At 75.8% G+C, this 20,108-nt stretch carries 16 protein-coding genes, 1 tRNA gene and 2 pseudogenes; 11 read left to right on the forward strand and 8 right to left on the reverse strand.

The annotated features are described in order from the left end of the window. Window positions 1–2,051, reverse strand: a 2,051-nt coding sequence (locus tag ABTY20_RS18295) for a winged helix-turn-helix domain-containing protein (RefSeq protein ID WP_351998027.1), incomplete at its 3' end; no start/stop codon positions are given. Window positions 2,052–2,149: 98 nt separating this feature from the next. Between ABTY20_RS18295 and mmuM the strand changes: the two genes are divergently transcribed. The 3 genes from mmuM to ABTY20_RS18310 all read left to right on the forward strand — a co-directional run bounded on the left by mmuM (window position 2,150) and on the right by ABTY20_RS18310 (window position 4,314). Next, on the forward strand, window positions 2,150–3,061 hold the full coding sequence (mmuM, locus tag ABTY20_RS18300) for a homocysteine S-methyltransferase (protein ID WP_351998028.1): 912 nt from the start codon (window positions 2,150–2,152) through the stop codon (window positions 3,059–3,061). Window positions 3,062–3,199: 138 nt separating this feature from the next. Continuing rightward, window positions 3,200–3,272, forward strand: a tRNA-Arg gene (locus ABTY20_RS18305). Window positions 3,273–3,486: 214 nt separating this feature from the next. Beyond that, entirely contained in the window at window positions 3,487–4,314 is an 828-nt protein-coding gene (locus ABTY20_RS18310; RefSeq protein ID WP_351998029.1) for an MOSC domain-containing protein, read from the forward strand. Window positions 4,315–4,337: 23 nt separating this feature from the next. Here ABTY20_RS18310 and ABTY20_RS18315 read toward each other — a convergent pair whose 3' ends face one another. Next, window positions 4,338–5,306: a LysR family transcriptional regulator gene (locus ABTY20_RS18315; protein WP_351998030.1), complete on the reverse strand. Its 969-nt coding sequence runs from the start codon at window positions 5,304–5,306 to the stop codon at window positions 4,338–4,340. 88 nt (window positions 5,307–5,394) lie between these two features. On the opposite strand from ABTY20_RS18315, the gene ABTY20_RS18320 reads away from it, so the two are divergent. From ABTY20_RS18320 to bla, 3 genes are all read left to right on the forward strand, one after another. Further along, complete coding sequence (locus ABTY20_RS18320) at window positions 5,395–6,336, forward strand: serine hydrolase (RefSeq protein ID WP_351998031.1); 942 nt, start codon at window positions 5,395–5,397, stop codon at window positions 6,334–6,336. A gap of 83 nt (window positions 6,337–6,419) precedes the next feature. Beyond that, entirely contained in the window at window positions 6,420–7,478 is a 1,059-nt protein-coding gene (locus tag ABTY20_RS18325; protein ID WP_351998032.1) for an MBL fold metallo-hydrolase, read from the forward strand. 87 nt (window positions 7,479–7,565) lie between these two features. Next, the gene (bla, locus tag ABTY20_RS18330; protein WP_351998033.1) at window positions 7,566–8,588 is read left to right on the forward strand and encodes a class A beta-lactamase; all 1,023 of its coding nucleotides are present in this window, start codon (window positions 7,566–7,568) and stop codon (window positions 8,586–8,588) included. A 203-nt stretch (window positions 8,589–8,791) separates the two neighbouring features. Here the strand turns inward: bla and ABTY20_RS18335 are convergent, their stop codons facing one another. The 4 genes and pseudogenes from ABTY20_RS18335 to ABTY20_RS18350 form a co-directional block, all read right to left on the reverse strand. Further along, window positions 8,792–9,163 carry a MerR family transcriptional regulator gene (locus ABTY20_RS18335; protein ID WP_351998071.1) on the reverse strand — a complete coding sequence of 124 codons (372 nt, stop codon included), beginning with the start codon at window positions 9,161–9,163 and terminating at the stop codon, window positions 8,792–8,794. A gap of 26 nt (window positions 9,164–9,189) precedes the next feature. After that, entirely contained in the window at window positions 9,190–9,957 is a 768-nt protein-coding gene (locus tag ABTY20_RS18340) for an SDR family NAD(P)-dependent oxidoreductase (protein WP_351998034.1), read from the reverse strand. 140 nt (window positions 9,958–10,097) lie between these two features. Next, window positions 10,098–10,946, reverse strand: a complete 849-nt coding sequence (locus tag ABTY20_RS18345; protein ID WP_351998072.1) for an aminoglycoside phosphotransferase/kinase family protein — start codon at window positions 10,944–10,946, stop codon at window positions 10,098–10,100. Between the two features lie 420 nt (window positions 10,947–11,366). Next, window positions 11,367–11,837: pseudogene (locus tag ABTY20_RS18350) on the reverse strand (carboxylesterase family protein); the annotation flags it as partial. Between the two features lie 196 nt (window positions 11,838–12,033). Here ABTY20_RS18350 and ABTY20_RS18355 point away from each other — a divergent pair. Together ABTY20_RS18355 and ABTY20_RS18360 are read left to right on the forward strand one after the other, a co-directional pair. Then, window positions 12,034–13,086, forward strand: coding sequence for a LacI family DNA-binding transcriptional regulator (locus ABTY20_RS18355; protein ID WP_351998035.1), 1,053 nt, complete (start codon window positions 12,034–12,036; stop codon window positions 13,084–13,086). 238 nt (window positions 13,087–13,324) lie between these two features. Beyond that, window positions 13,325–14,551 carry an MFS transporter gene (locus ABTY20_RS18360; protein WP_351998036.1) on the forward strand — a complete coding sequence of 409 codons (1,227 nt, stop codon included), beginning with the start codon at window positions 13,325–13,327 and terminating at the stop codon, window positions 14,549–14,551. Here ABTY20_RS18360 and ABTY20_RS18365 read toward each other — a convergent pair. Further along, a complete protein-coding gene (locus tag ABTY20_RS18365) occupies window positions 14,526–15,218 on the reverse strand; it encodes a ThuA domain-containing protein (RefSeq protein WP_351998037.1) in 693 nt (230 codons plus the stop codon). The two genes, ABTY20_RS18360 and ABTY20_RS18365, sit on opposite strands and share 26 nt — an antisense overlap. On the opposite strand from ABTY20_RS18365, the pseudogene ABTY20_RS35385 reads away from it, so the two are divergent. Next, window positions 15,217–15,444: pseudogene (locus ABTY20_RS35385) on the forward strand (DUF7638 domain-containing protein); the annotation flags it as partial. The gene ABTY20_RS18365 and the pseudogene ABTY20_RS35385 sit on opposite strands and share 2 nt — an antisense overlap. 116 nt (window positions 15,445–15,560) lie before the next feature. Here the strand turns inward: ABTY20_RS35385 and ABTY20_RS18370 are convergent. Further along, window positions 15,561–16,700, reverse strand: coding sequence for a YihY/virulence factor BrkB family protein (locus tag ABTY20_RS18370; protein ID WP_351998038.1), 1,140 nt, complete (start codon window positions 16,698–16,700; stop codon window positions 15,561–15,563). 87 nt (window positions 16,701–16,787) lie between these two features. Here ABTY20_RS18370 and ABTY20_RS18375 point away from each other — a divergent pair, with 87 nt between their 5' ends. Together ABTY20_RS18375 and ABTY20_RS18380 are read left to right on the forward strand one after the other, a co-directional pair. Beyond that, window positions 16,788–18,422, forward strand: coding sequence for an acyl-CoA dehydrogenase family protein (locus ABTY20_RS18375; protein ID WP_351998039.1), 1,635 nt, complete (start codon window positions 16,788–16,790; stop codon window positions 18,420–18,422). Between the two features lie 321 nt (window positions 18,423–18,743). Then, the gene (locus ABTY20_RS18380) at window positions 18,744–20,033 is read left to right on the forward strand and encodes a GAF domain-containing protein (RefSeq protein ID WP_351998040.1); all 1,290 of its coding nucleotides are present in this window, start codon (window positions 18,744–18,746) and stop codon (window positions 20,031–20,033) included. Window positions 20,034–20,108 lie beyond the last annotated feature (75 nt).

Genomic DNA, 20,108 nt, shown 5'->3' on the forward strand with positions numbered 1-20,108 from the left:
GCGGCCGCGACGAGCGCCGTCTGGCCGTGCGCCCACGGCGAGACGGCGTCGGCGGGCACCTCCGGTTCCACCGCCGCGAGCGCGGCCCCCGGATCGCCGCGCGCCAGGTGCAGGCGCGCGGCCGTCAGGGCGCGCCCGGCCTCCAGCACGGGGTCCCGCAGCGCGGGGTGCACCTCGGCCGAGGTGTCGAGCAGTGCCTGGGCCTGCCCCAGTTCGTCGCGGTCCACGGCGACGGCGGCCAGGACGAGCCGTCCCACACCGGAGCCGACCGCCCGGGGCAGCCCGAACCGCTCCGCCTCGACGAGGGCCTCGCGTGCCCTGCGCTCGGCCCGGCCGGGCCAGCCGTCCAGGTGGTCGATCAGGGCGAGCCGGCCCAGCGAGTCCCCGCGCGGGAGCGCCGTGGCCGCTCCCGGCGCGGAGTCGGCCACCCTGGACAGGGCGGCCCGCGCCTCCTCGAAGCGCCCGGCCCACAGCCGCGCGGAGCCGAGGTGGTCCAGCAGCAGCGCGGTGAGTTCGGGATGCCGCTCCAGCAGCTCGTCGGGGACCGTCCCCCGCAGCTCCCCGGCCGCCCGCGCCGCGGCCTCCGCCCGGTCCGGCGCCCCGGCCAGCCGGGCGGCCAGCGCCTCCAGCAGGGCGCAGCTCAGCCGGGCCGCCGCCGTGTCGTCGTGTGCGGCCGGTTCCGCCAGCTCCCGTTGTGCGCGGCGCAGGTGGGCCAGTCCGCCGTCGACCTCGCGCCGGGCCAGCCGGCCGGCCGCCCGCACCAGCTCCGGGGCGGCCCCCGCACCCTCCCGCCCCATGCGGGAGAACAGTCCGGTCACCGCGGTGGAGCGCGGCCCGGTGAAGAACTGGCCGATGGCGAGGTCGTCGACCAGGGCGCCGGCGGTGAACTCCCAGTCGTCGGCGGCGGCCCCGTGCCCGAGCGCCTCGGTGAGGCGTCCGGACCGCCGCAGCCACGCGGCGGCCCGCCGGTGCAGCTCGGGCTCCAGACCGGGCAGGCGCAGGCGCAGATGGGCGCGGAGGATCTCGGCGAACAGGGGGTGGAGGCGGTACAGGCCGTGCCCGAGGTGCTCGACGAAGGCGTCGTCCCGGCTCAGCCGGGCCAGGACGGCCCCGGCGTCGTCGCGCCCGGTGACCGCGTCCGCCAGGCCGGGGCAGAACCGGTCGAGCACGCTCACCCGCAGCAGCAGGTCCTGGGGCCCGGCGTCCTGCCGCTTGAGCACCTCCGCCAGCAGGAAGTCGGCGATCGCGCTCCGGTCCGCCTCGAACTCCTTGAGGTACAGCTCCGGGTCCCGGCTCCGCCCCGCCGCCAGGGCGCACAGCCGCAGTCCGGCGGCCCACCCCCGGGTGCGTTCCACGAGCGCGCGCACCGCGGCCGGGGGCAGCCGCAGACCGTGCAGTTCCAGCAGCACGGCGGCCTCGTCCGGGGTGAAGGCCAGCTCGGCGCCCCTGATCTCCGTCAGCTCGCCCGCGGCCCGGTAGCGGTGCAGGGGCAGCAGCGGCTCGGTGCGGGAGACGAGGACCAGCCGCAGCCCCGGCCCCGCGTGGTGCAGCACGAACTCCAGCTGTCCGGCGATCTCCGGGGCGGTGACCCGGTCGAACTCGTCGAGCACCAGGACCACGGGCCGCTCCCGGCCGCTCAGCCCGGCGGCGAGCCGGGCCTGCAGGGCGGGGCTCACCCGGTCCGCGTCCGCCGGGAAGCCGATGCCGTCGGGCAGCGGGACGCCGACGGCGTGCAGGGCGCGCAGCAGGTACGCCCAGAACATGCCGGGCCCGTCCCCGGTCGCCTCGGTGGTGAGCCAGGCGACCGGCAACGCGCCGTCCAGACGCTCCGCCCAGTCCGCCACGAGCAGGGTCTTCCCGGCCCCCGCGGCGCCGTTCACCAGGGTCAGCGGGGTCCGCAGACCCTGGTCGAGGTGTCTGGTCAGCCGCTCCCGCCGCAGGTACGTCACCGGGCGCGCGGGCACGGCGAACCGGGTCCGCAGGAAGGGGTCCCCGTGGGGGTCGGCGAGGGGTTCCGCAGCGGACGAGCCGTCGTCCTCAAGCCCGGTCATGGCGCTCACCGCCCTCGCTCGGCCGTGCCCTCTCCCAGCATCCCAGCACTGTGCCCGCAGGGCGCGCCGTGGCCGCCGCCTCGGCTAACGTCGCCGGTATGAACACCCCTCCCGCCCTCGCCGAGGCCCTCGCGCGCGGCACGGTCGTCCTCGACGGCGGCCTGTCCAACCAGCTCGCGGCGGCCGGACACGACCTGAGCGACGAGCTGTGGTCGGCCCGGCTGCTCGCGGAAGACCCCGAAGCGGTGACGGCGGCCCACCTCGCGTACTTCGAGGCGGGCGCGGACGTGGCGATCACGGCGAGCTACCAGGCCACGTTCGAGGGCTTCGCGCGGCGCGGGATCGGCCGGGAGGAGGCGGGCCGGCTGCTGGCCCTGAGCGTGGAGTGCGCCCGTGAGGCGGCCCGGCGGGCCCGGGCGTCCCGCCCCCTGTGGGTGGCGGCCTCGGTCGGCCCGTACGGCGCCATGCTCGCGGACGGCTCGGAGTACCGGGGCCGGTACGGGTTGAGCGTGGCGGAACTGGAGCGCTTCCACCGCCCGCGCATGGAGGTCCTGGCGGGGGCCGCCCCGGACGTCCTGGCCCTGGAGACGGTCCCCGACACGGACGAGGCCCAGGCCCTGCTGCGTGCGCTGCGCGGTCTCGGCGTACCCGCCTGGCTGTCGTACTCGGTGTCCGGCGACCGCACCCGTGCGGGCCAGCCGCTGGAGGAGGCCTTCGCGCCGGCGGCGCGGGCGGACGAGGTGATCGCGGTCGGCGTGAACTGCTGCACGCCACAGGACGCGGACCGCGCGGTGGCCCTCGCGGCCCGCGTCACCGGCAAACCGGTCGTGGTCTACCCCAACAGCGGCGAGACCTGGGACGCGGGGGCGCGGGCGTGGACGGGCCGGTCGACGTTCACCGCCGGGCAGGTGAAGGGCTGGCGTGAGGCGGGGGCGCGACTGGTCGGAGGGTGCTGCCGGGTGGGGCCGGAGGCGATCGCGTCGGTGGCGTCGGTGCTGCGGGCTCCGTAGCGCACGCGCGCCGCACGGCCTTCCCCCCTGGGGGCCCGCTCCCCCACGTCCCGCTCGTCCGCCTGCCCGGCCACGAGCGGCAGCCCGCGCCCGGCGACCCGCGACCCGCGCAGTGGCCCGGGCAATGATCACGGTGGCGACGGGGAGGCTCCGCGGAGGAGCGCCCGGCTCCTATCCCGGGAGGACGCGGGTTCGCATCCTGCCCTCGTCGCCTCTTCGCACACCCCCGGAACCGACGCCGCTGCCACGGCTCCGTCGGATCCGTCCGTTCGTCTCCCGGACACCCGCCGCGTTCGTCCCCTCGCGCAGGGACCCGCCGACAGCCATGACGCCTAGGCTCGTCCACGAGGGGGACCGGCTTCTCAACTGTTGATCGCCGACCGCCGACGCGACCGGCGACAAGGGGAAAGGACGGAAACGCCACCATGGCAGGCGTTGTCGAGCTGACGTACTACCCCGTCAAGGGCTGTGCCGGGACATCGGTGGACGAGGTTCCGCTGACGCCCGCCGGGCTCGCGCACGACCGCAGTTTCGTGGTCGTGAGCGAGGAGGGGGTGGGGCGGACCCAGCGCAGGGACCCCCGGCTGGCCCTGGTCCGGCCCGCGGTGGGCGACGACGGCGAACGGCTCGGGCTGCGCGCGCCGGGCGTCGAGGCGCTGGACCTGCGCGTGGACACGGCCGGCGACCGGCGGAAGGTGGAGGTGCTCGGGAAGGCCTACCAGGGCATCGACCAGGGTGACACGGCCGCCGCCTGGTTCACGCAGGTGCTCGGCGCACCGAGCCGGCTCGTGCGCGTGCCGCCGGAGCACGACCGGGTGACCGACGGCAGGACCCCCGGCACCTCCGCCTACGCCGACAGCTGCGCCCTGCACGTCGTCTCGCGCGCCACGCTCGGCCTGCTCCACCGCAAGCTGGCAGAACGCGGCCTCCCGCCGCTGCCGATGGACCGCTTCCGCCCCAACATCGTGGTCGACGGCTGGGACGAACCGCACACCGAGGACCGTGCCCACCGCATCCGCATCGGTGACACCGAGCTGGGCTACGCCAAGCTCGCCCTCCGCTGCGCGGTCACGATGGTCGACCAGGACACGGGGGCGAAGGCGGGTCCGGAGCCGCTGCGCACCCTCGCCGGCTACCGCCGCGCCACCGAGGGCGGCGTCGCCTACGGCACGAAGTACGCGGTGCTCCGCACCGGCACCCTGTCCGTCGGCGACACCGTGGACGTCACCTCGTGGGGGGAGTCCGAACTCTAGGTCACCGGCCGGCGTGCGGGTGTTCAGCCGTACACCACCGACCACGGACGCGGAGTGTCGTCGGGTGGGTGGGCGATGCCCTCCCGCCGGAAAGCGGCGGTGTGGTGGCGGGCCAGGACCTCGGCGGCGAGTTCGGCGAAGCGGCGGGCGGCCGGGTGGGCTCCGCGGCCGGCGGGCCAGGCGCCGCCGACGCGCAGGGTGAGGGGGCGGCCCGCCAGGGGGCACCAGGCGACGCGGGGCTCCTTGCGGGCCGCCGGTCCCTGGTCGAAGGCGACCCCGTGCCCCGCCGTCACGAGGGCGAGCAGGAGTTCGGGGTTGGAGGCGTGGCGGAGGCGGCCCGGGACGAAGCCCTCGGCGCGGCACACGTCGAGGACGCGGTCGTGCCAATCGGGTGCGTGCGCGCGGGGGAAGAGCACCAGGTCGTGGCCGGCGAGGTCGCCGAGCGACACTTCCGGCAGCCGGGCCAGGGGGGAGGTGCGGGGGAGGACGACGCCCAGGTCCAGCGAGACGCCGGGACCGAGCCGCAGTTCGGTGGCGTCGACGGGGTGGTGCACCAGTCCGACGTCCAGGCCTCCGGAGGCCAGCAGCCCCAGTTGCTCCGCGGTGGTGACCTCCTGCAGGTCGACGGAGAGCTCCGGAGCGTGTTCCGCGCAGGCGGAGAGCAGCGCGGACAGGACGGCGGCGGTGGTGTCGGGCGGCACCCCCGCGCGCAGGGTGCCGAGGCCGCCGTCGGCGGCGCGGCGGGCCAGGGTGCGCAGCCTCTCCTCCCGGGCGAGGAGTCCGTGGGCCTCGTCCAGCAGCGCCGCTCCGGCGGCGCTGAGCCGGACGCCGCGCTGCGAGCGGTCGAACAGTTCGACTCCGAGTTCCCTCTCCAGTCGGCGGATCGCCTGGCTGAGCGGCGGCTGGGCCATGCCCAGCCGTTCGGCGGCCCGGCTGAAGTGCAGCTCGTCGGCTACGGTGACGAAGAGACGCAGGTGGCGCAAGAGATCCACGATCAAGGATCGTATGCGGAAACCGACTTGGGGGAGACACCCGGTCGGCCGGCCGATGACGGGGAAAGCCGATGTCCGAGGACGAGCAGTGACGAGCACGCGAGCGGCGACCGAGGAACGGATCAGGCGGGTCTTCGCCGGGGCGGGCGCGAGGGGGCAGGTGCACGCTGTTCCCGTCCGCGCGCGCACGCCGGCCGCCGGGGGGACCGAGGGCGAACGCGATACCCGTCAGATCGCCGTGGGCGCCGATGACGCCGTGGTCATCGCCTCGATCTTCAAAATACTGCTGGTGCTGGAGTTCGCCCGGCAGGTCGTGGCCGGCCAGCTCGATCCGCGGGAGCGGGTGCGGGTGACCTCGGCCGACCGGCTCGGCGGCTGGGGCACCGCCGGCTGTCTGGACGACGTCGAGCTGTCGTTGCGCGACCTGGCCCACTTCGCGATGTCGGTCAGCGACAACTCGGCCGCCGACCTGCTGCTGGACCGGGTCGGCCTGGACACCGTGCGGCTGCTCGCCGAGGAACTCGGCCTGGAGCGGACGCGCGTCGTGGGCGGCCCGCGGGACCTGCTGGAGTCGATGCTCTCGGAGGTCGGGGCACGCGACGAGAGGGAGTTCGCCGTGCGCTACCCGGCCCTGCCGGACGAGAGGAAGCGACGGCTGGCGGTGCTGGACCCCCGTCACACCACGGCCAGTACGCCCCGGGAGATCACCCGGCTGCTCCGGCTCGTCTGGACCGATGCCGCCGGACCGCCGGAAGCCTGTGCGCTCGTGCGCGACCTGATGGGCAGGCAGGTCTTCCGTCACCGGCTGGTGTCGGGTTTCCCGGACGACGTCGCGGTCGCGGCCAAGACCGGGACCCTGCCCGGACTGCACATGGAGGCGGGCGTCGCCCGTTACCCGGACGGCGCGTGCTACGCGATCGCCGTGTTCGCGCGCACGCGCGATCTGACCGCCTCCCGCGCCACGGTGGACGCGGCGATCGGCCGGGTCGCCGGAATCGCGGCCGCCTTCCTCCGCGGCGACGGCCGCTGACCGGGGCGCATATGCGTTCGCGTATCGGACGTGCCCGAATCCGGTCTTGGACAAGGGACTTCACTCCTTGCTCTGCTGACTCCATGACCCAGGACATACACGCCTCGCACGGACCGGGCGTCCCCCCTCGTCGCGGGCTCGACCGCCGTACGGTGCTGCGGGGCACCGCGCTCGGTGCGGCGGCCCCGCTGATCCCGGCCACGACGGCCACCGCAACCACCACGTCCGCGACCGCCGTCCGTGACCGGGGCGGTGACCGGGCCGCCCGTTCCGTGTCGTTCCGCTGGCTCGGCACCGCCGGCTGGCGCATCGACGTGGACGGCCGCACCGTGCTCTTCGACCCCTACCTCACCCGTTTCTGCACCGGTCTGTTCAAGGACGGCCTCAACCCGGGGACCGAGCTGAGAACGGACCCCGCCGTCGTGGACGCGCACATCGGCCGCCCCGACCTGGTGCTGGTGAGCCACTCCCACTGGGACCACCTCGGCGACGTGCCGTACATCGCCAGGACCACCGGCGCCCGCGTCATCGGCACCGAGACCACGTACCACCTGCTCACCGCCCTCGGAGTCGACCCGGGACGGATCTCCGTGGTGAAGGGGGGCGAGGTGCTGGACATCGGCCCGGTCACCGTGGAGGTCGTGCCCGGCCTGCACAGCCGCAACAAGAACTGCTCGTACTTCGCCCCGGGCACGCTGAACGCCCCGCCGGCGGAGGTTCCCCGCACCATCGCGGACCTGCCCGAGGGCGACACCCTGGCCTTCCAGGTCACGGCCGGAGAGGGCGGCCCGTCGGCGTTCCTCATGGGGGCCAGCGACTTCTCCGAGCGGGCGGTGCGGGGCCTGCGCCCCGACCTCGCGATGATCGCCGTGCCCGGCGCCACCGGCACCACCCACCGCTACGTGCCCCGGCTGCTGGACGCCCTGGACGCCCCCGGTGTCGTCGTCCCCGTCCACTGGGACAACTTCGAGCTGCCGCTGAGCGGTCCACCGGTCCGCGACCCGGCGACGGACCTCGACGCCTTCCTCGCCCAGGTCCGGAAGGCGTCCCCGGCCACCCGGACCGTCGTCCCGGACTACCGCACCGTGTACGACGGCGACATGCGGCCCGCGGACCGGTGGACGAGGCCGCCGGGCCGGTGACGGGCCTTCCGCACCGCTCGGCCCGGCCGGTCGTCGACGGCCACGTCGACACGCGTAACGCTCCCTCTCGAGATTGGACGCTTCCTGATGGCTTCCCACCCCTTCTTCCGCGTGGGACGGCACCTCCGCTCGCGCTCACTGCTCGCGACGCTGGCTGCTTCCGCGCTGCTGGGAGTCACCGCCTGCGCGGCGGACACCACCGGCGTCACCGTCACCACCGACACGGGTGCCGCCGTCGGGACGAGCGGCCCGGGTGTCGCCCCCCGGACGCCGGACGACGTCTCCTCCGACTCCGGCCTGACCGAGACGCTGCGGGAACTCGAGAAGTCCTACGACGGGCGGATCGGCGCGGTGGGCATCGACCTGGGGACCGGCCGTGCGGTCGGGTACCGGGCCGACGAGCGTTTCCCGTTCAACTCCTCGTTCAAGGTGTTCGCGTGTGCGGCGGTGCTGGACAGGGCGCGCACCGGCGAGCCGGGGCTGATGGACGAGGTGGTGCGCTGGAAGCCCGCCGACATGGCCGGACTGACCGGGAACTCCCCGGAGACCACCGAGTACACCGACACCGGGATGACGCCCGCTCAGTTCTGCCGCGCCGGGATCACCAAGTCCGACGGTTTCGCGGGCAACATGCTGCTGGAGCAGATCGGCGGGCCGCGCGGGCTGACCGGGTTCTTCCGCGACACGGGCGACCGGACGAGCCGCCTGGACCGGCCGGAACCCCGGCTGACCGAGTGGGCGCCCGGCGAGACGCGCGACACCACCACCCCCGCGGCGGCCGCACGGACCTTCTCCGAGCTCACCACCGGTGACACCCTCCATCCCCGGGACCGGGCGCGGCTGGTCGGCTGGCTGAAGGCGAGCCTCACCGGCACGAAGCGGATCAAGGCGGGACTGCCGGGGGACTGGACGGTCGGTGACAAGACCGGCACCGGCGGCGCGAGCAACCACGGCACCGCGAACGACCTGGCGATCGCCTGGCCCCCGGGGTCGGACGCGCCGGTCGTCCTGTCGGTGTTCACCCGCCGCAACCTCGACGGCACCGGACACGACGACACGGTGATCGCGTCCGCCGCGACCGCGTTGGCCGAAGCCCTCGGCAAGCTCTGACCGGCCGTCGGCCCTGGCGCGGTCCGCGGGCCGGAGCGGACCCGACCGCCGCCCCCGGCCCGCGCGGGACGCGACCGCCGCCCCCCGGCCCGCGCGGAACGCGCTCGACGCTCGCACGGCCCCTTCCGCACGCGGGCAGGCGACCCGGCGGCCGGCAACCGGCGGTGCGGGGACCACTCCCCCGCCGGCGGCGGGAGCGGCGGTCAGGCCACCGGGCGGATCCGATCGCCGGTCCTCTCCCGGAGCGCGGCCGCCAGGCGGTCGCGGGCCTCGGTCTGGGCGGCGATGCGCGCGTCGAGGACCGCCAGCCGTTCCCGCGCGACCCTCAGCCCCTTCGCGGAGGGCGGTGCGGCGGCCACGTCGCCGTCCAGGCAGGGCAGGAACACCCGCACGTCGTCCAGGGTGAGTCCGGCGGCCAGCAGGTACCGGATGTTGCGGACCCGTACGACGGTCCGCTCCTCGTAGACGCGGTAGCCGTTGGCGGCCCGTTCGGAGGAGATCAGCCCGGCCTGCCCGTAGTGCCGCAGCGCACGGGTGGTCGCCCCGGTCGCCCCGGCCGGCTCACCGATCCGCATCCGTCCCGCCTCCCGGCTCACTCCCATCACGCGACGACCGCTCCTCCGTCGACCGGGAGCACCACCCCGGTGACGAACGAGGCCTCCGGCGCGGCGAGTCGGGTGATCGCCCAGGCCACCTCCTCGGGGCGGCCGATGCGGGCCAGCGGGGTGTGCGCCAGCTGCCACTCCCGCACCGCGGCCCTCCGCTCCGGCGTCAGGCCCTGGTGCTCGCCGATGGGGGTGTCGATCGCTCCGGGGGCGACCGCCACCACCCGGACGCCGCGGGGCGCCAGTTCCACCGCCCAGCTGCGGGTGAGCAGTTCCAGGGCGGTCTTGGTCGCCGCGTAGACCGAACCGCCCGGCCAGGCCCGCTGTCCCACCGAGGTGCTGACGTTGACGATCACTCCGCCCGACGCCTCCAGGGGCGGCAGCACGGCCTGCGCCAGCAGGACGGGGGCGACGAGGTTGGTGGCGAGCTGGTCCGTGATCGCCTCCGGCGTCAGCGTGCCGAGGGCGCCGCCGCGCACGATGCCGGCGTTGTTGACCAGCACGTCCAGCCGGCCGTGGGTCTCCACCACGGTCCGGGCGATCCGCTCGGGCCCGCCCTCGGCGGTGATGTCGGCGGGCAGGGGCGTGATCCGGTCGTGTCCTGCCGCGGTCTCCCCGAGCGGTCCGCTCCGTCGTCCGACGGCGACCACGCGGTCGCCTCCGGCGGCGAAGGCGCGGGCGGTGGCCCGGCCGATGCCCGTGCCGGCTCCGGTGACGACGACGACCCTGCCGCCGTGTGCTGCGCTGCTGTTCATGCCGGCCATCGTGCGACCTTGACGCCGGTGTCAAGGTCAACACCTTCACGGCGTGAGCCCCGCCTCCCGAGCCGGTCGGGTGCGACCGCCGCACCCTGACGGGACGCCGCACACGGCGCGGCGGGCCGGGCCCCGGCGGGCCCGCCGTCTCAGGTCCGGCCCGGTCCGCAGCGGTCGAGTGCGGCACGCACCCGGTCGAGGCCCTCCACCCTCCAGTGGTCCCGGTCGGGCATGTGGTCGTCCCGGCGCCAGCGCCAGGCGGAGAACATCGCCCAGTTCAGGGCGCGGCACCGGTGGATCAGGTCCTGGTCGGCCCCCGCGCAGTGCTTCCCCACGTCCTCGGGCGCATGGGCGAGGTCGAACTCGACGGGCCCGCGGCAGCAGGTGGCGAGGTCCACGAAGAGCGGCCCTCTCCTCGTGTTCAGGAGGTTGCCCGGGTGGGGCTCGCCGTGCAACAGCTGGTCCTCGGCCTCGTCGACGCCGATCGCGGCGCTCAGCCCGGCGAGTGTGCCGCTGAGGAACTCCCGGTCGGGATCGGGCAGCTCGGGGGACCGGTCCCGGTCGTTCACCTCCCTCAGCGCCGCGGCGACCCGATCGGTGAAGTGCGGTGCGTCCAGGTCGACCCGGCGCAGGGCGGCATGGTGCCGCAGGAACACGTCCGCGTAGTCGGCCGGCGCGATCTCCGGGCCCACCGGTTCGTAGTAGGTCCACAGCGAGACGGCGAAGGCGTCGCGCACGTGGACCCGGGGCTCGACCCGGGGCTCGAGCTCGGCCACCGGCGCGTCGACGGCGGCGAGGCGGCGCGCGACCTCCACTTCGAACTCGGAATCGGCCAGCTGCCCCGAAGGCGCGACCCGCGCCAGGACGTCGCACGGGAGCAGGCGCAGCGCGACGCGGTCCGAGTCGTGGACGACGATCGCGTCGTCGGCCCGAAGGCCCAGCTCCGAGGCGGTGGCCCGGCCCGCCTCGACCGCGCGGCGGAGTTCCGACGGCTCCATGCTCTTCTCCCTCGTCGTCGAGCGCACACACGTCCGGGGACGGCGGCGACGCCCTCCGACGTCTTCGCGGACGTCACCGGGCGGCCGGACCCGGCCCGGCGGCAAGCATCGCAGAGCAGGACCCCCACGGGCTCGGGGATGTGTCCGGCCGGTCCCGCGACCGGCCCGTGTCCGGGTCGTCGGCGTGGACGCGGGGCGAGGGGGTCCGGCGGACGTCGAAGGGGAACGGCGCGTGGCGCTCGGACGCGGCGGAGTGCGCCGGCGCGGCGCAGGCGGCGTAGCACCGAGTGGGGTTCGGGGGGCGCCGGCTCGTCGGCGGGGCGGCCGGGGGTGGGCCACAGGGCGAGTTCGCGGTCCCGGAGGCCGTGTTCGACGTGCGGGGCGCCGTCGCCGTAGACCTGCACCGGGTGGTGCGCGTCCCACCTGGTCGCGCAGGCCGGGGTTGGCGGGGGCGTCCGGGAAGAGGCCGCAGCCCTCGACGCCGAGGCGGTGGTCGACCGACACGAACACCACGCCGTCGCGGGCGAAGGCGCGGCCGTCGTGGACGGGGACGGCCGAGGAGCCCCTGGTCAGGGCTCCGCCGTGGAGCCACACGAGGACGGGGAGGCGGGCGCCGGAGGCGGGGTCCGGGGTCCGGACGTCCAGGTTGAGGCAGTCGTCGCCGGGGATCGCCGGGTCGGAGAGGTACTGCGCGAAGGCCTGCGAGTACGGGGGTTTCGGGGCCGTCGGTCCGAAGGCGGCGGCCTCCCGCACGCCGTCCCAGCGGTCCGGGGGGACCGGCGGGCGGAAGCGGCGCGGGCCGAAGGGGGGCGCCGCGCAGGGGATGCCCCGGAAGACGGCCACGTCCCGCTCCCAGCGGCCGCGCACGGCCCCGTACGGGGTTCTGATCACGGGTCGCCCCGGTCCGCCGTCATGTGCCCACCAGCCCTTCACCGCGCCGCGGCACCGCGCGCCCGGCCGGTCCCACCGGCGACACGAGAGCATTACGGCGCCTCCCGGTATTCCCGGTACGCGTGGGAGTCCTTCCCGCCCCGGTGTGCCGGACCTACAGTAGGAAGCGCTTTCTATCGGGAGGGGTGGGCGTTCGATGGTCCGTGCGGGGGGTGCCGGCGCGACAGCCGGGCCGACGCTGGCGGTGGTGGCCCGTGAGGCGGGGGTGTCCGTGCCGACCGCGTCCAAGGTGGTCAACGGCCGCGAGGACGTGGCGCCCGAGACCCGCCGCCGCGTCACCGAGGCACTGGACCGGCTCGGGTACATCAGGAGGCCCCGGTTCGACGCCGGCAGGACGCCGCGCCTGGTGGACCTCGTGGTGCACTCGCTGGAGACCTCCGGGGCGGGCGCGGTGCTGCACGGCGCGGAGGAGGCGGCGCACGACGCGGGCCTCGAGCTCGTCGTCTCGGCGGCCCTGACGCGGAGCCGTGCGGAGCGGGGCTGGCTGGACAGACTCGTCCTGCGGGGATCGTCGGGGGTGCTGTTCCACCTGGCCGAGCTGGGCGAGCCGCAGTACGCGTGGCTGGAGCAGCACCGCATCCCGTTCGTGATGATCGACCCGGTGCCGGAGCCGCCGGCGGGGGTGGTGTCGGTGGGGGCGGCGAACTGGCGGGGCGGGGTGACGGCCACCGAGCACCTGCTGGGCCTGGGACACGAGCGCGTCGCGGTCGTGGCCGGCCACCGGCACACGCCGTGCGCCGACGCGCGGATCGCCGGGTACCGCTCGGCGCTCGCCGCGGCGGGGGTGCGCCACCGCCCCGAGTACGTCCGGCACGCCGGCTCCGGTGAGGACGCGGCCGGCCGCCGGGTGCGCGAGCTCCTCGACCTGCCCGAGCCGCCCACGGCCGTCTTCGTCTGCTCGGACCGGATGGCGCTGGGCGTCTACACGGCCCTGGCCGAGCGGGGGCTGCGCGTACCGGACGACATGAGCGTGGTCGGCTTCGACGACCTGCCCGAGGCCCGCTGGCTCACCCCGGCCCTGACGACGGTCCGCCAGCCGTTGTCCGAGATGGCGGCGACGGCCCTGCGGCTGCTGCTGCGCATGATGGAGGGCCACCGCCCGGAGAGCACCCGCACGGAACTGTCGACCCGGCTGGTGGAACGCGCCAGCACGGCGCCCCCCGGGCCCCGTGCGGGCGGCACCGGCTGACGGGCGGGGCCGGAGGGCGGTGCCCCGCCCGGTACGGCGTGACCGTGACACAGCTCACGGCGGTGTGCGGCCCGATCTTGGAATGCGCGGCCCGCCGTCCTTGCTCCACCTCTTATGGGCTTCCCCTGTCCCGGGGTGCGCGGGGCAACGGCGCTCAGCGCGTCCGGTCACGAGAGCCGGGGGCGACCCCGGCCCCTCCCTGATCCGGCCCGCCGTCTTCGAAAGGTTTCCCCGCACCATGCCACTGGCTCTGCTGGCCCTGGCCGTCGTCGCGTTCGGTCTCGGCACGACCGAGTTCGCCACCATGGGGCTGCTGCCCCAGATCGCCGACGGGGTCGGCGTCTCCGTGCCGGACGCCGGCAACCTCGTCTCGGCCTACGCGCTCGGCGTCGTCGTCGGCGCCCCCGTGCTGACGGGCATCGGCGCGCGCGTGCCCCACAAGCGGCTGCTGCTGCTCCTGTCCGGACTGTTCGTGGTCGGCAACGTCGCGTCCGCGCTGGCCCCCACCTACGGCCTGCTCTTCGGCGCCCGCTTCCTGACCGGGCTGCCGCACGGGGCGCTGTTCGGCGTGGGCGCCGTCGTGGCCTCCCGGCTGGTCGCCCCCGACCGGGCCGCGCGCGCCGTCTCGAGGATGTTCCTCGGACTCACCGTCGCGAACATCGTCGGCGTCCCGGCCGGCACCGCCCTCGGCCAGCAGCTGGGCTGGCGGTCCGCCTTCCTCGCGATCGCCGTCATCGGTCTCGCCGCCCTCGCCGCGCTGGCCCTCTTCGTCCCCCACCAGCCCCGCGGCGGGAAGTCCGGCATCCGGCACGAGCTGCGGGCGATGGGCAACCGGCAGGTGGCGATCGGCCTGGCCGTCGCCGTGGTGGGATTCGGCGGCTTCTTCGCCGTCTACAGCTACCTGGTGCCCATCCTGACCCACGTGACGGGCGTCTCCGAGTCCTCGACCACCCTGGTGCTCGCGCTCTACGGCGTCGGCATGACGCTCGGCACGCTGGTCGCGGGCCCGCTCACGGACCGCGCGCTGCGTCCGACGCTGTACGCGGGGCTCGCCCTGCTCGCCGCGTCCCTGGTGACGTTCTCCTTCACCGTCCACAGCACCTGGCCCGCCCTGGTGACGATCACCTTCATCGGCGCGCTGGGCTCCCTCATCACCACGCCCGTCCAGATGCTGCTGATGGCCAAGGCGAAGGAGGCCCCGACGATGGCGGCGGCCTCCAACCACTCCGCCTTCAACCTGGCCAACGCGGGCGGCGCCTGGCTCGGCGGCCTGGCCCTCTCGGCGGGCTGGGGCTGGACCTCCCCCGCCCTGGTCGGCGCCGTCCTCGCCGTGGCCGGCCTCGGCCTCGCCCTCACCGGCGGCCTCCTGAACCGGGACGGCCGCCGCTCCGAGGTGATCGCCGCGTCCGGCGCCGGGGCCCCGGCACCGGACGGTCAGGTCACGACGGCCCACCGCCCGGACTGAGCTGCTCGCCCGTCCCGGCCGCCCAGGCGACGCCGCCGCGCAGATGGGCGCGGAAGGCGGGGTCGGCGTAGGCCTCGGCGGCGTGGCCGAGGGCGGTGTAGAAGACGCGGCCCGCGCCCTGCCGGCGGCACCAGGCCAGCGGGTGGCCGTCGCCCATCCCGCCCCCCTCGTACGACGACTCGTCGGCGGAGAGCAGGACCCGCACGCCGGCGGTGCGCGGGTCGGTGCGGAAGTCGTACCACTCGTCGGTGAACTCCCAGACGGCGGGCAGGTGCCGGGTCGCCGGGTGGCCGTGGTCCTCGACGACGGCACGGCCCGGCTGGAAGGCGGGGTGCCGGTCGAAGCGGGCGCCGAGGAGTTCGCCGTAGTACGGCCAGTCGTACTCCGTGCAGGCGGCGGCGTGCACCCCGACGAACCCGCCGCCCGCCTCGACGTACGCCGCGAGCCGCTCCCGCCCGGCCGGGGTGAGCACCTCGCCGCTGGTGGAGAGGAAGACGACGGCGGCGTAGCGGTCGAGCCGTCCCTCGAGGGCGGCCGGGTCCTCGGTCGCGTCGACGGCGAAGCCGCCGAGGGCGCGCAGGGCGGCGACCCCGGCGGGGATGGAGGCGTGCCGGTAGTCGGTGGTGCGGGTGTAGACGAGGAGCGCGGGGCGTGCGGGGGCGGCCATGGGCGAGAGCCTATGCGGCGGGCGCCGCGAACCCGGCGGCGGGGAGCCCGCGCGGCCGCCCCGGAACGGGCGGACGGGCGGCAGCCGGATCACCTGCCGCACGGCGGACGGCGTACGCGTCCCCGGGACGTGGCGGCACGTCCTGCTCCGCAACCGGGGCCACCACCTGACCGACCTGTTCGTCCACGCGGACGGGCCCGTCGACCGCCGGGGGCCGGTCACCCCGGAGGAGTCCGAGCAGGAGCCGCGCGGCGGCCGGCACCCGGGAGGCGTGAGCCGGGGCCCCCGGTCCCGCTCCCCGAACGCCGGAGGGGCCGGCTCCGGTCCCTCCGGGGCACCCCCTCACTTCTCCTCGCGGGGCGGGCCCTCGCCGTTCCTCGGGGGGGCGGACTTCGCGTGGGCGCGCAGCCGGGCCGTGAGGTCCTCCGGGGGCAGGAAGCGGGACCAGCGTTCGGGGAACTCGGAGGGCATGTCGGGATCGGCCTCGCCGGCCGCGGCGGTGCGGGCGACGTACTCGGCGACCTGCGCCTGCCGCATCCGCTCGTTGGCCTCGCGGGCCGCGGCGGTCGCGGCGGCCGGCCAGACCCGGTCGATGGCCGCGTTGACCGCGGCGCCGACGAGCACGGCGAACGCGGACACGCCGATCCACAGCAGCACGGCGACGGGGGCGGCGAGGGAGCCGTAGATGGTGGGGCCCTCGACGGTGTTCGTCAGGTAGAGCCGCAGCAGGAAGCTGCCGAGCACCCACATGGCGAGGGCGACCAGCGCGCCGGGCACGTCCTCGATCCACGGGGAGCGCACCGGCACGGAGACGTGGTACAGCGTGGTCAGGAAGGCGACGGAGAGCAGGATCACGACCGGCCAGTAGAGGATCTGGACGAGCGTCGTCGACCAGGGCACCACCCGGACCACCGCGTCCGGTCCCGCCACCATCAGGGGCAGCGCGACGGAGCCGATCAGCAGGGCCACGATGAACAGCAGGAAGGCCAGCAGCCGGGTCCTGACGATGCCCCGCACGCCGTCGAGGCCGTACATGACGGTGATGGTCTCGATGAAGACGTTCACCGCGCGGGAGCCCGACCACACGGCGATCAGGAAGCCGAGGGAGATCACGTCGGGCCGGCCGCCCTTGGTGACGTCCCGCAGAATCGGTTCGGCGACCTCCGTCACGCCCCGGTCGGACAGCACCGTGTGGGAGGCGTCCAGGAGGTTGCGCTGCACGCTCTGGATGGTGTCGGCGCCGGTCCAGGCGTCGACGTAGCCGAGCAGTCCGATCAGGCTGAGCAGCAGCGGGGGCACCGACAGCAGCGTGAAGAACGCCGCCTCGGCCGCCAGGCCCAGGATGCGGTACTCGATGCACGAGTTGACGGTGTCCTTCAGCAGCAGCCAGGCGGTCCTGCGTTTGGAGACGTTCCGGTAGAGGGCCCGGGCCCGGTGGAGGCGGCCGGTGGGCGCGTCGGGGGATTCACTTGCTGGCTGCACGTCCTAAAGGTATCCGTCGTGCCAGGTCGCACTCACCCCAGGAGGAACGCCGGGTGAGGCGGGACCGCCGCAGGGTACGTTCGACGCATGGCAGGCAGCACGCACACCGTGACCAACCAGGCTCCGCCGCTGGTGCAGTACGACGTGTTCGGCGCCGACCGCGCCCTGGTGGAGGCGGTCGAGCGGCACCTGGACCCGGAGGTGCTGGAGGAGGGCCTCTCCGAGCTGTCGGGGCTGGGGCGGACCGCCGGGTCCGCGCAGGTGCAGGAGTGGGGGGCGCAGGCCGACGGGAACCCGCCGCGGCTGCGCACCCACGACCGCTACGGCCACCGGATCGACGAGGTCGACTTCCACCCCGCCTGGCACCGGCTGCTCGGCAAGGGCGTCTCGGCGGGGCTGACGGCGGCCTGGGGGCGGCCGGGCGGGCACGTGCGGCGGGCGGCGGCGTTCCTGGTGTGGACGCAGGTGGAGGCCGGCAACGGCGGCCCGCTGTCGATGACCCACGCGGCGGTCCCCGCGCTGCGCACCGACCCGGAGCTGGCGGCGGAGTGGGAGCCCCGGCTGACGTCGACGATCTACGACCGTGCCCTGCGGCCGCCGGGCCGGAAGCCCGGCGCCCTGTTCGGGACGGGCGTGACGGAGAAGCAGGGCGGCAGCGACGTACGGACGAACACGACGGCGGCGCGCCCGCTGGCCGAGGACGGCGCGTACGAGCTGACCGGGCACAAGTGGTTCTGCTCGGCGCCGATGTCGGACGCCTTCCTGGTGCTGGCGCAGGCGCCCGGCGGGCTCACGTGTTTCCTGGTGCCGCGGGTGCTGGAGGACGGCACCCGCAACGTGTTCCTCATCCAGCGGCTGAAGGACAAGCTGGGCAACCGGTCCAACGCGTCGGCCGAGGTCGAGTTCGCCGGGACGTGGGCGCGCCGGGTCGGCGAGGAGGGGCGGGGGGTGCGCACCATCGTCGGGATGGTGGCGGCGGCCCGGCTGGACTGCGTGCTGGGCTCGGCGGGGCTGATGCGGCAGGCGGTGGCGCAGGCGGTGCACCACTGCGCGCACCGGGAGGCGTTCGGCGGGAGGCTCGTCGACAAGCCGCTGATGCGCAACGTGCTGGCCGACCTGGCGCTGGAGTCGGAGGCGGCCACCACGCTGGCGCTGCGGCTGGCGGCCGCGTACGACGACGGCGGCGAGCAGGAGCGGGCGCTGCTGCGGATCGCGGTGCCGGCGGCGAAGTACTGGGTGACCAAGCGGTGCGCGCCGCTCGCGGTGGAGGCGGCGGAGTGCCTGGGCGGCAACGGGTACGTCGAGGAGTCGGGGATGCCGCGGCTGGTGCGGGAGTCGCCGCTGAACTCGATCTGGGAGGGCGCGGGCAACGTCCAGGCGCTGGACGTGCTGCGGGCGCTGCGCCGGGAGCCGGCGGCACTGGACGCGTATCTGCGGGAGGTCGGGCGGGCGCGCGGGGCGGACCACCGGCTGGACGGGGCGATCAAGGGCCTGCTGACGGAGCTGGCCGACCTGGAGGGCGTCGAGGGGCGGGCGCGACGGCTGACGGAGCGCCTCGCGCTGGTGCTGCAGGGATCGCTGCTGGTGCGGTACGCGCCGCCGCAGGTGGCGGACGCGTTCTGTGCGGCGCGGCTGGGCGGGGACGGGGGCGCGGCGTTCGGGACGCTGCCGTACACGCCGGCCCTGGCGTCGGTGGTGGAGCGGGCCCGGCCGGTGTCCTGAGGGGCTCGGCAGCCCGGCCGAGGGGCGCGACCGCCGGCCGAGGGGCGCGACCGCCGGCCGAGGGGCGCGGGGAACCGCGCGGCCGGCCGTCGGGCAGATCGCGGGGGTGGTGCCGCGCCGACACGGCACCACCCCCGCCGCACGGGCCCTTGCGGGCCGTGGACGCCGCTCGGGACGGCGTCGGCCCAAGTCTCCGGCAGCGGGGGGCCCTCCACCAGGGTTGCAAGGGGTTGCAACGGGTGTCGCGGTGGCCGTGCCGGGCGTCCGTCCCGGGGCGGACGGCAGGATGGGACCGACAGTCTTTCTTCCGGGAGGGGACCGGTGGCGCTCTCGCCGATGGACGTGACGCACCTGGCCGCGGTCGACACGGCGCGTGCGGCGCGGGTGCTCGACGAGGTCCGCTCCGCCGCGCTCTCCGGGCAGCGCGTGCCCGTGGCTCCCCGCCCGGTGATCGGGCAGTCCTGGGAGCGGATGCTGCGCAGCGGCGTGGACCCGGACCACGGCTTCCGCAGCGGTCTGCTGTCCCGGGAGGAGGTGCAGCGGCGGCGGGAGACCTCGGAGCTGCGGCACGTGCTGCCGGTGCTGCGGGAGGGGCTGCTGTCGGTCGCGGACGTCACCCGTCACATCATGGTGGTGGCCGACGAGGAGGGCCGGGTGCTGTGGCGGGAGGGCAGCGCGGCGGTGCTGCGCAAGGCGGACGGGCTGGGCTTCGAGATCGGCGCGGACTGGCGTGAGGAGGTCGTCGGCACCAACGGCGTGGGGACGCCCGCGGTGACCCGGCGCCCCGTGCAGGTGTTCGCCGCCGAGCACTTCGTGCGGTCGCACGCCACCTGGACGTGCGCCGGGGCGCCGATCACCGATCCGCGGGACGGACGGCTGATCGGCGTGGTGGACGTCAGCGGGCCGCTGGAGACGATGCATCCGGCCACCCTGGCGTGGGTCGACTCGGTGGCCAAGCTCGCCGAGGCGCGGCTGCGGGAGACGCACCTGCGGTCGCTGGAGCGGCTGCGCGCGGTGGCGGCGCCGGTGCTGGCCCGGATCGGCGGGCGTGCGCTGGTCGTGGACCGGCAGGGCTGGACGGCCGCGGTGACCGGGATGCCGTACACGGAGCGGCTGGCGCTGCCCGCGTCGGTGTCGGCGGGCACGCGGTGGCTGCCGGCGCTGGGCCGCTGCTCGCTGGAGCCGCTGGCCGGGGGCTGGCTGGTGCGGGCGGCGGACGAACCGGCGGCACGTGCCGCGTCCCGGATCGTGCTGGACCTCAGGGAGCCGCGCCGCCGGTCGGTGGAGGTGTCCGGCGGGGCCGGCTCCTGGACCCGGGAACTGAGCCCCCGGCACGCCGGGTTGCTGTACCTGCTGGCCGTGCACCGCACCGGGCGCAGTGCCGCCGACCTCGCCCGGGACGTCTTCGGCGACCCGGCCCGCACGGTGACGGTGCGCGCGGAGATGTCCCGCGTGCGCCGCTACCTGGGGCCCCTCCTGGACCACCGTCCCTACCGCTTCGCGGAGAGCGCGGAGGTGGAGGTCCTCCTCCCGGACGACCCCGACGCCCCGCTCCCCCACACGACGGCCCCGGCCCCGGGCCGCCGGCGTCGGCCGGTGCGGGGCGCCTGACGTCCGCCGGGGCCGCACGGGCCGTACGGACGTGCCCGGGGGCGCCCCCGGAAGGTCGCTGTTTCACATATTCGC

This window comes from Streptomyces sp. NPDC126497 (assembly GCF_040302425.1).
GTDB lineage: Bacteria > Actinomycetota > Actinomycetes > Streptomycetales > Streptomycetaceae > Streptomyces.

What these genes read in the sequence shown, in the direction of transcription:
- ABTY20_RS18340 (WP_351998034.1), bottom strand. Translation starts at nt 9,957, where the DNA reads ATGGCCGGCATGAACAGCAGCGCAGCACACGGCGGCAGGGTCGTCGTC.
- ABTY20_RS18335 (WP_351998071.1), bottom strand. Translation starts at nt 9,163, where the DNA reads ATGCGGATCGGTGAGCCGGCCGGGGCGACCGGGGCGACCACCCGTGCG.
- ABTY20_RS18325 (WP_351998032.1), top strand. Translation starts at nt 6,420, where the DNA reads ATGACCCAGGACATACACGCCTCGCACGGACCGGGCGTCCCCCCTCGT.
- ABTY20_RS18310 (WP_351998029.1), top strand. Translation starts at nt 3,487, where the DNA reads ATGGCAGGCGTTGTCGAGCTGACGTACTACCCCGTCAAGGGCTGTGCC.
- ABTY20_RS18355 (WP_351998035.1), top strand. Translation starts at nt 12,034, where the DNA reads ATGGTCCGTGCGGGGGGTGCCGGCGCGACAGCCGGGCCGACGCTGGCG.
- ABTY20_RS18375 (WP_351998039.1), top strand. Translation starts at nt 16,788, where the DNA reads ATGGCAGGCAGCACGCACACCGTGACCAACCAGGCTCCGCCGCTGGTG.
- ABTY20_RS18360 (WP_351998036.1), top strand. Translation starts at nt 13,325, where the DNA reads ATGCCACTGGCTCTGCTGGCCCTGGCCGTCGTCGCGTTCGGTCTCGGC.
- ABTY20_RS18345 (WP_351998072.1), bottom strand. Translation starts at nt 10,946, where the DNA reads ATGGAGCCGTCGGAACTCCGCCGCGCGGTCGAGGCGGGCCGGGCCACC.
- bla (WP_351998033.1), top strand. Translation starts at nt 7,566, where the DNA reads ATGGCTTCCCACCCCTTCTTCCGCGTGGGACGGCACCTCCGCTCGCGC.
- ABTY20_RS18365 (WP_351998037.1), bottom strand. Translation starts at nt 15,218, where the DNA reads ATGGCCGCCCCCGCACGCCCCGCGCTCCTCGTCTACACCCGCACCACC.
- mmuM (WP_351998028.1), top strand. Translation starts at nt 2,150, where the DNA reads ATGAACACCCCTCCCGCCCTCGCCGAGGCCCTCGCGCGCGGCACGGTC.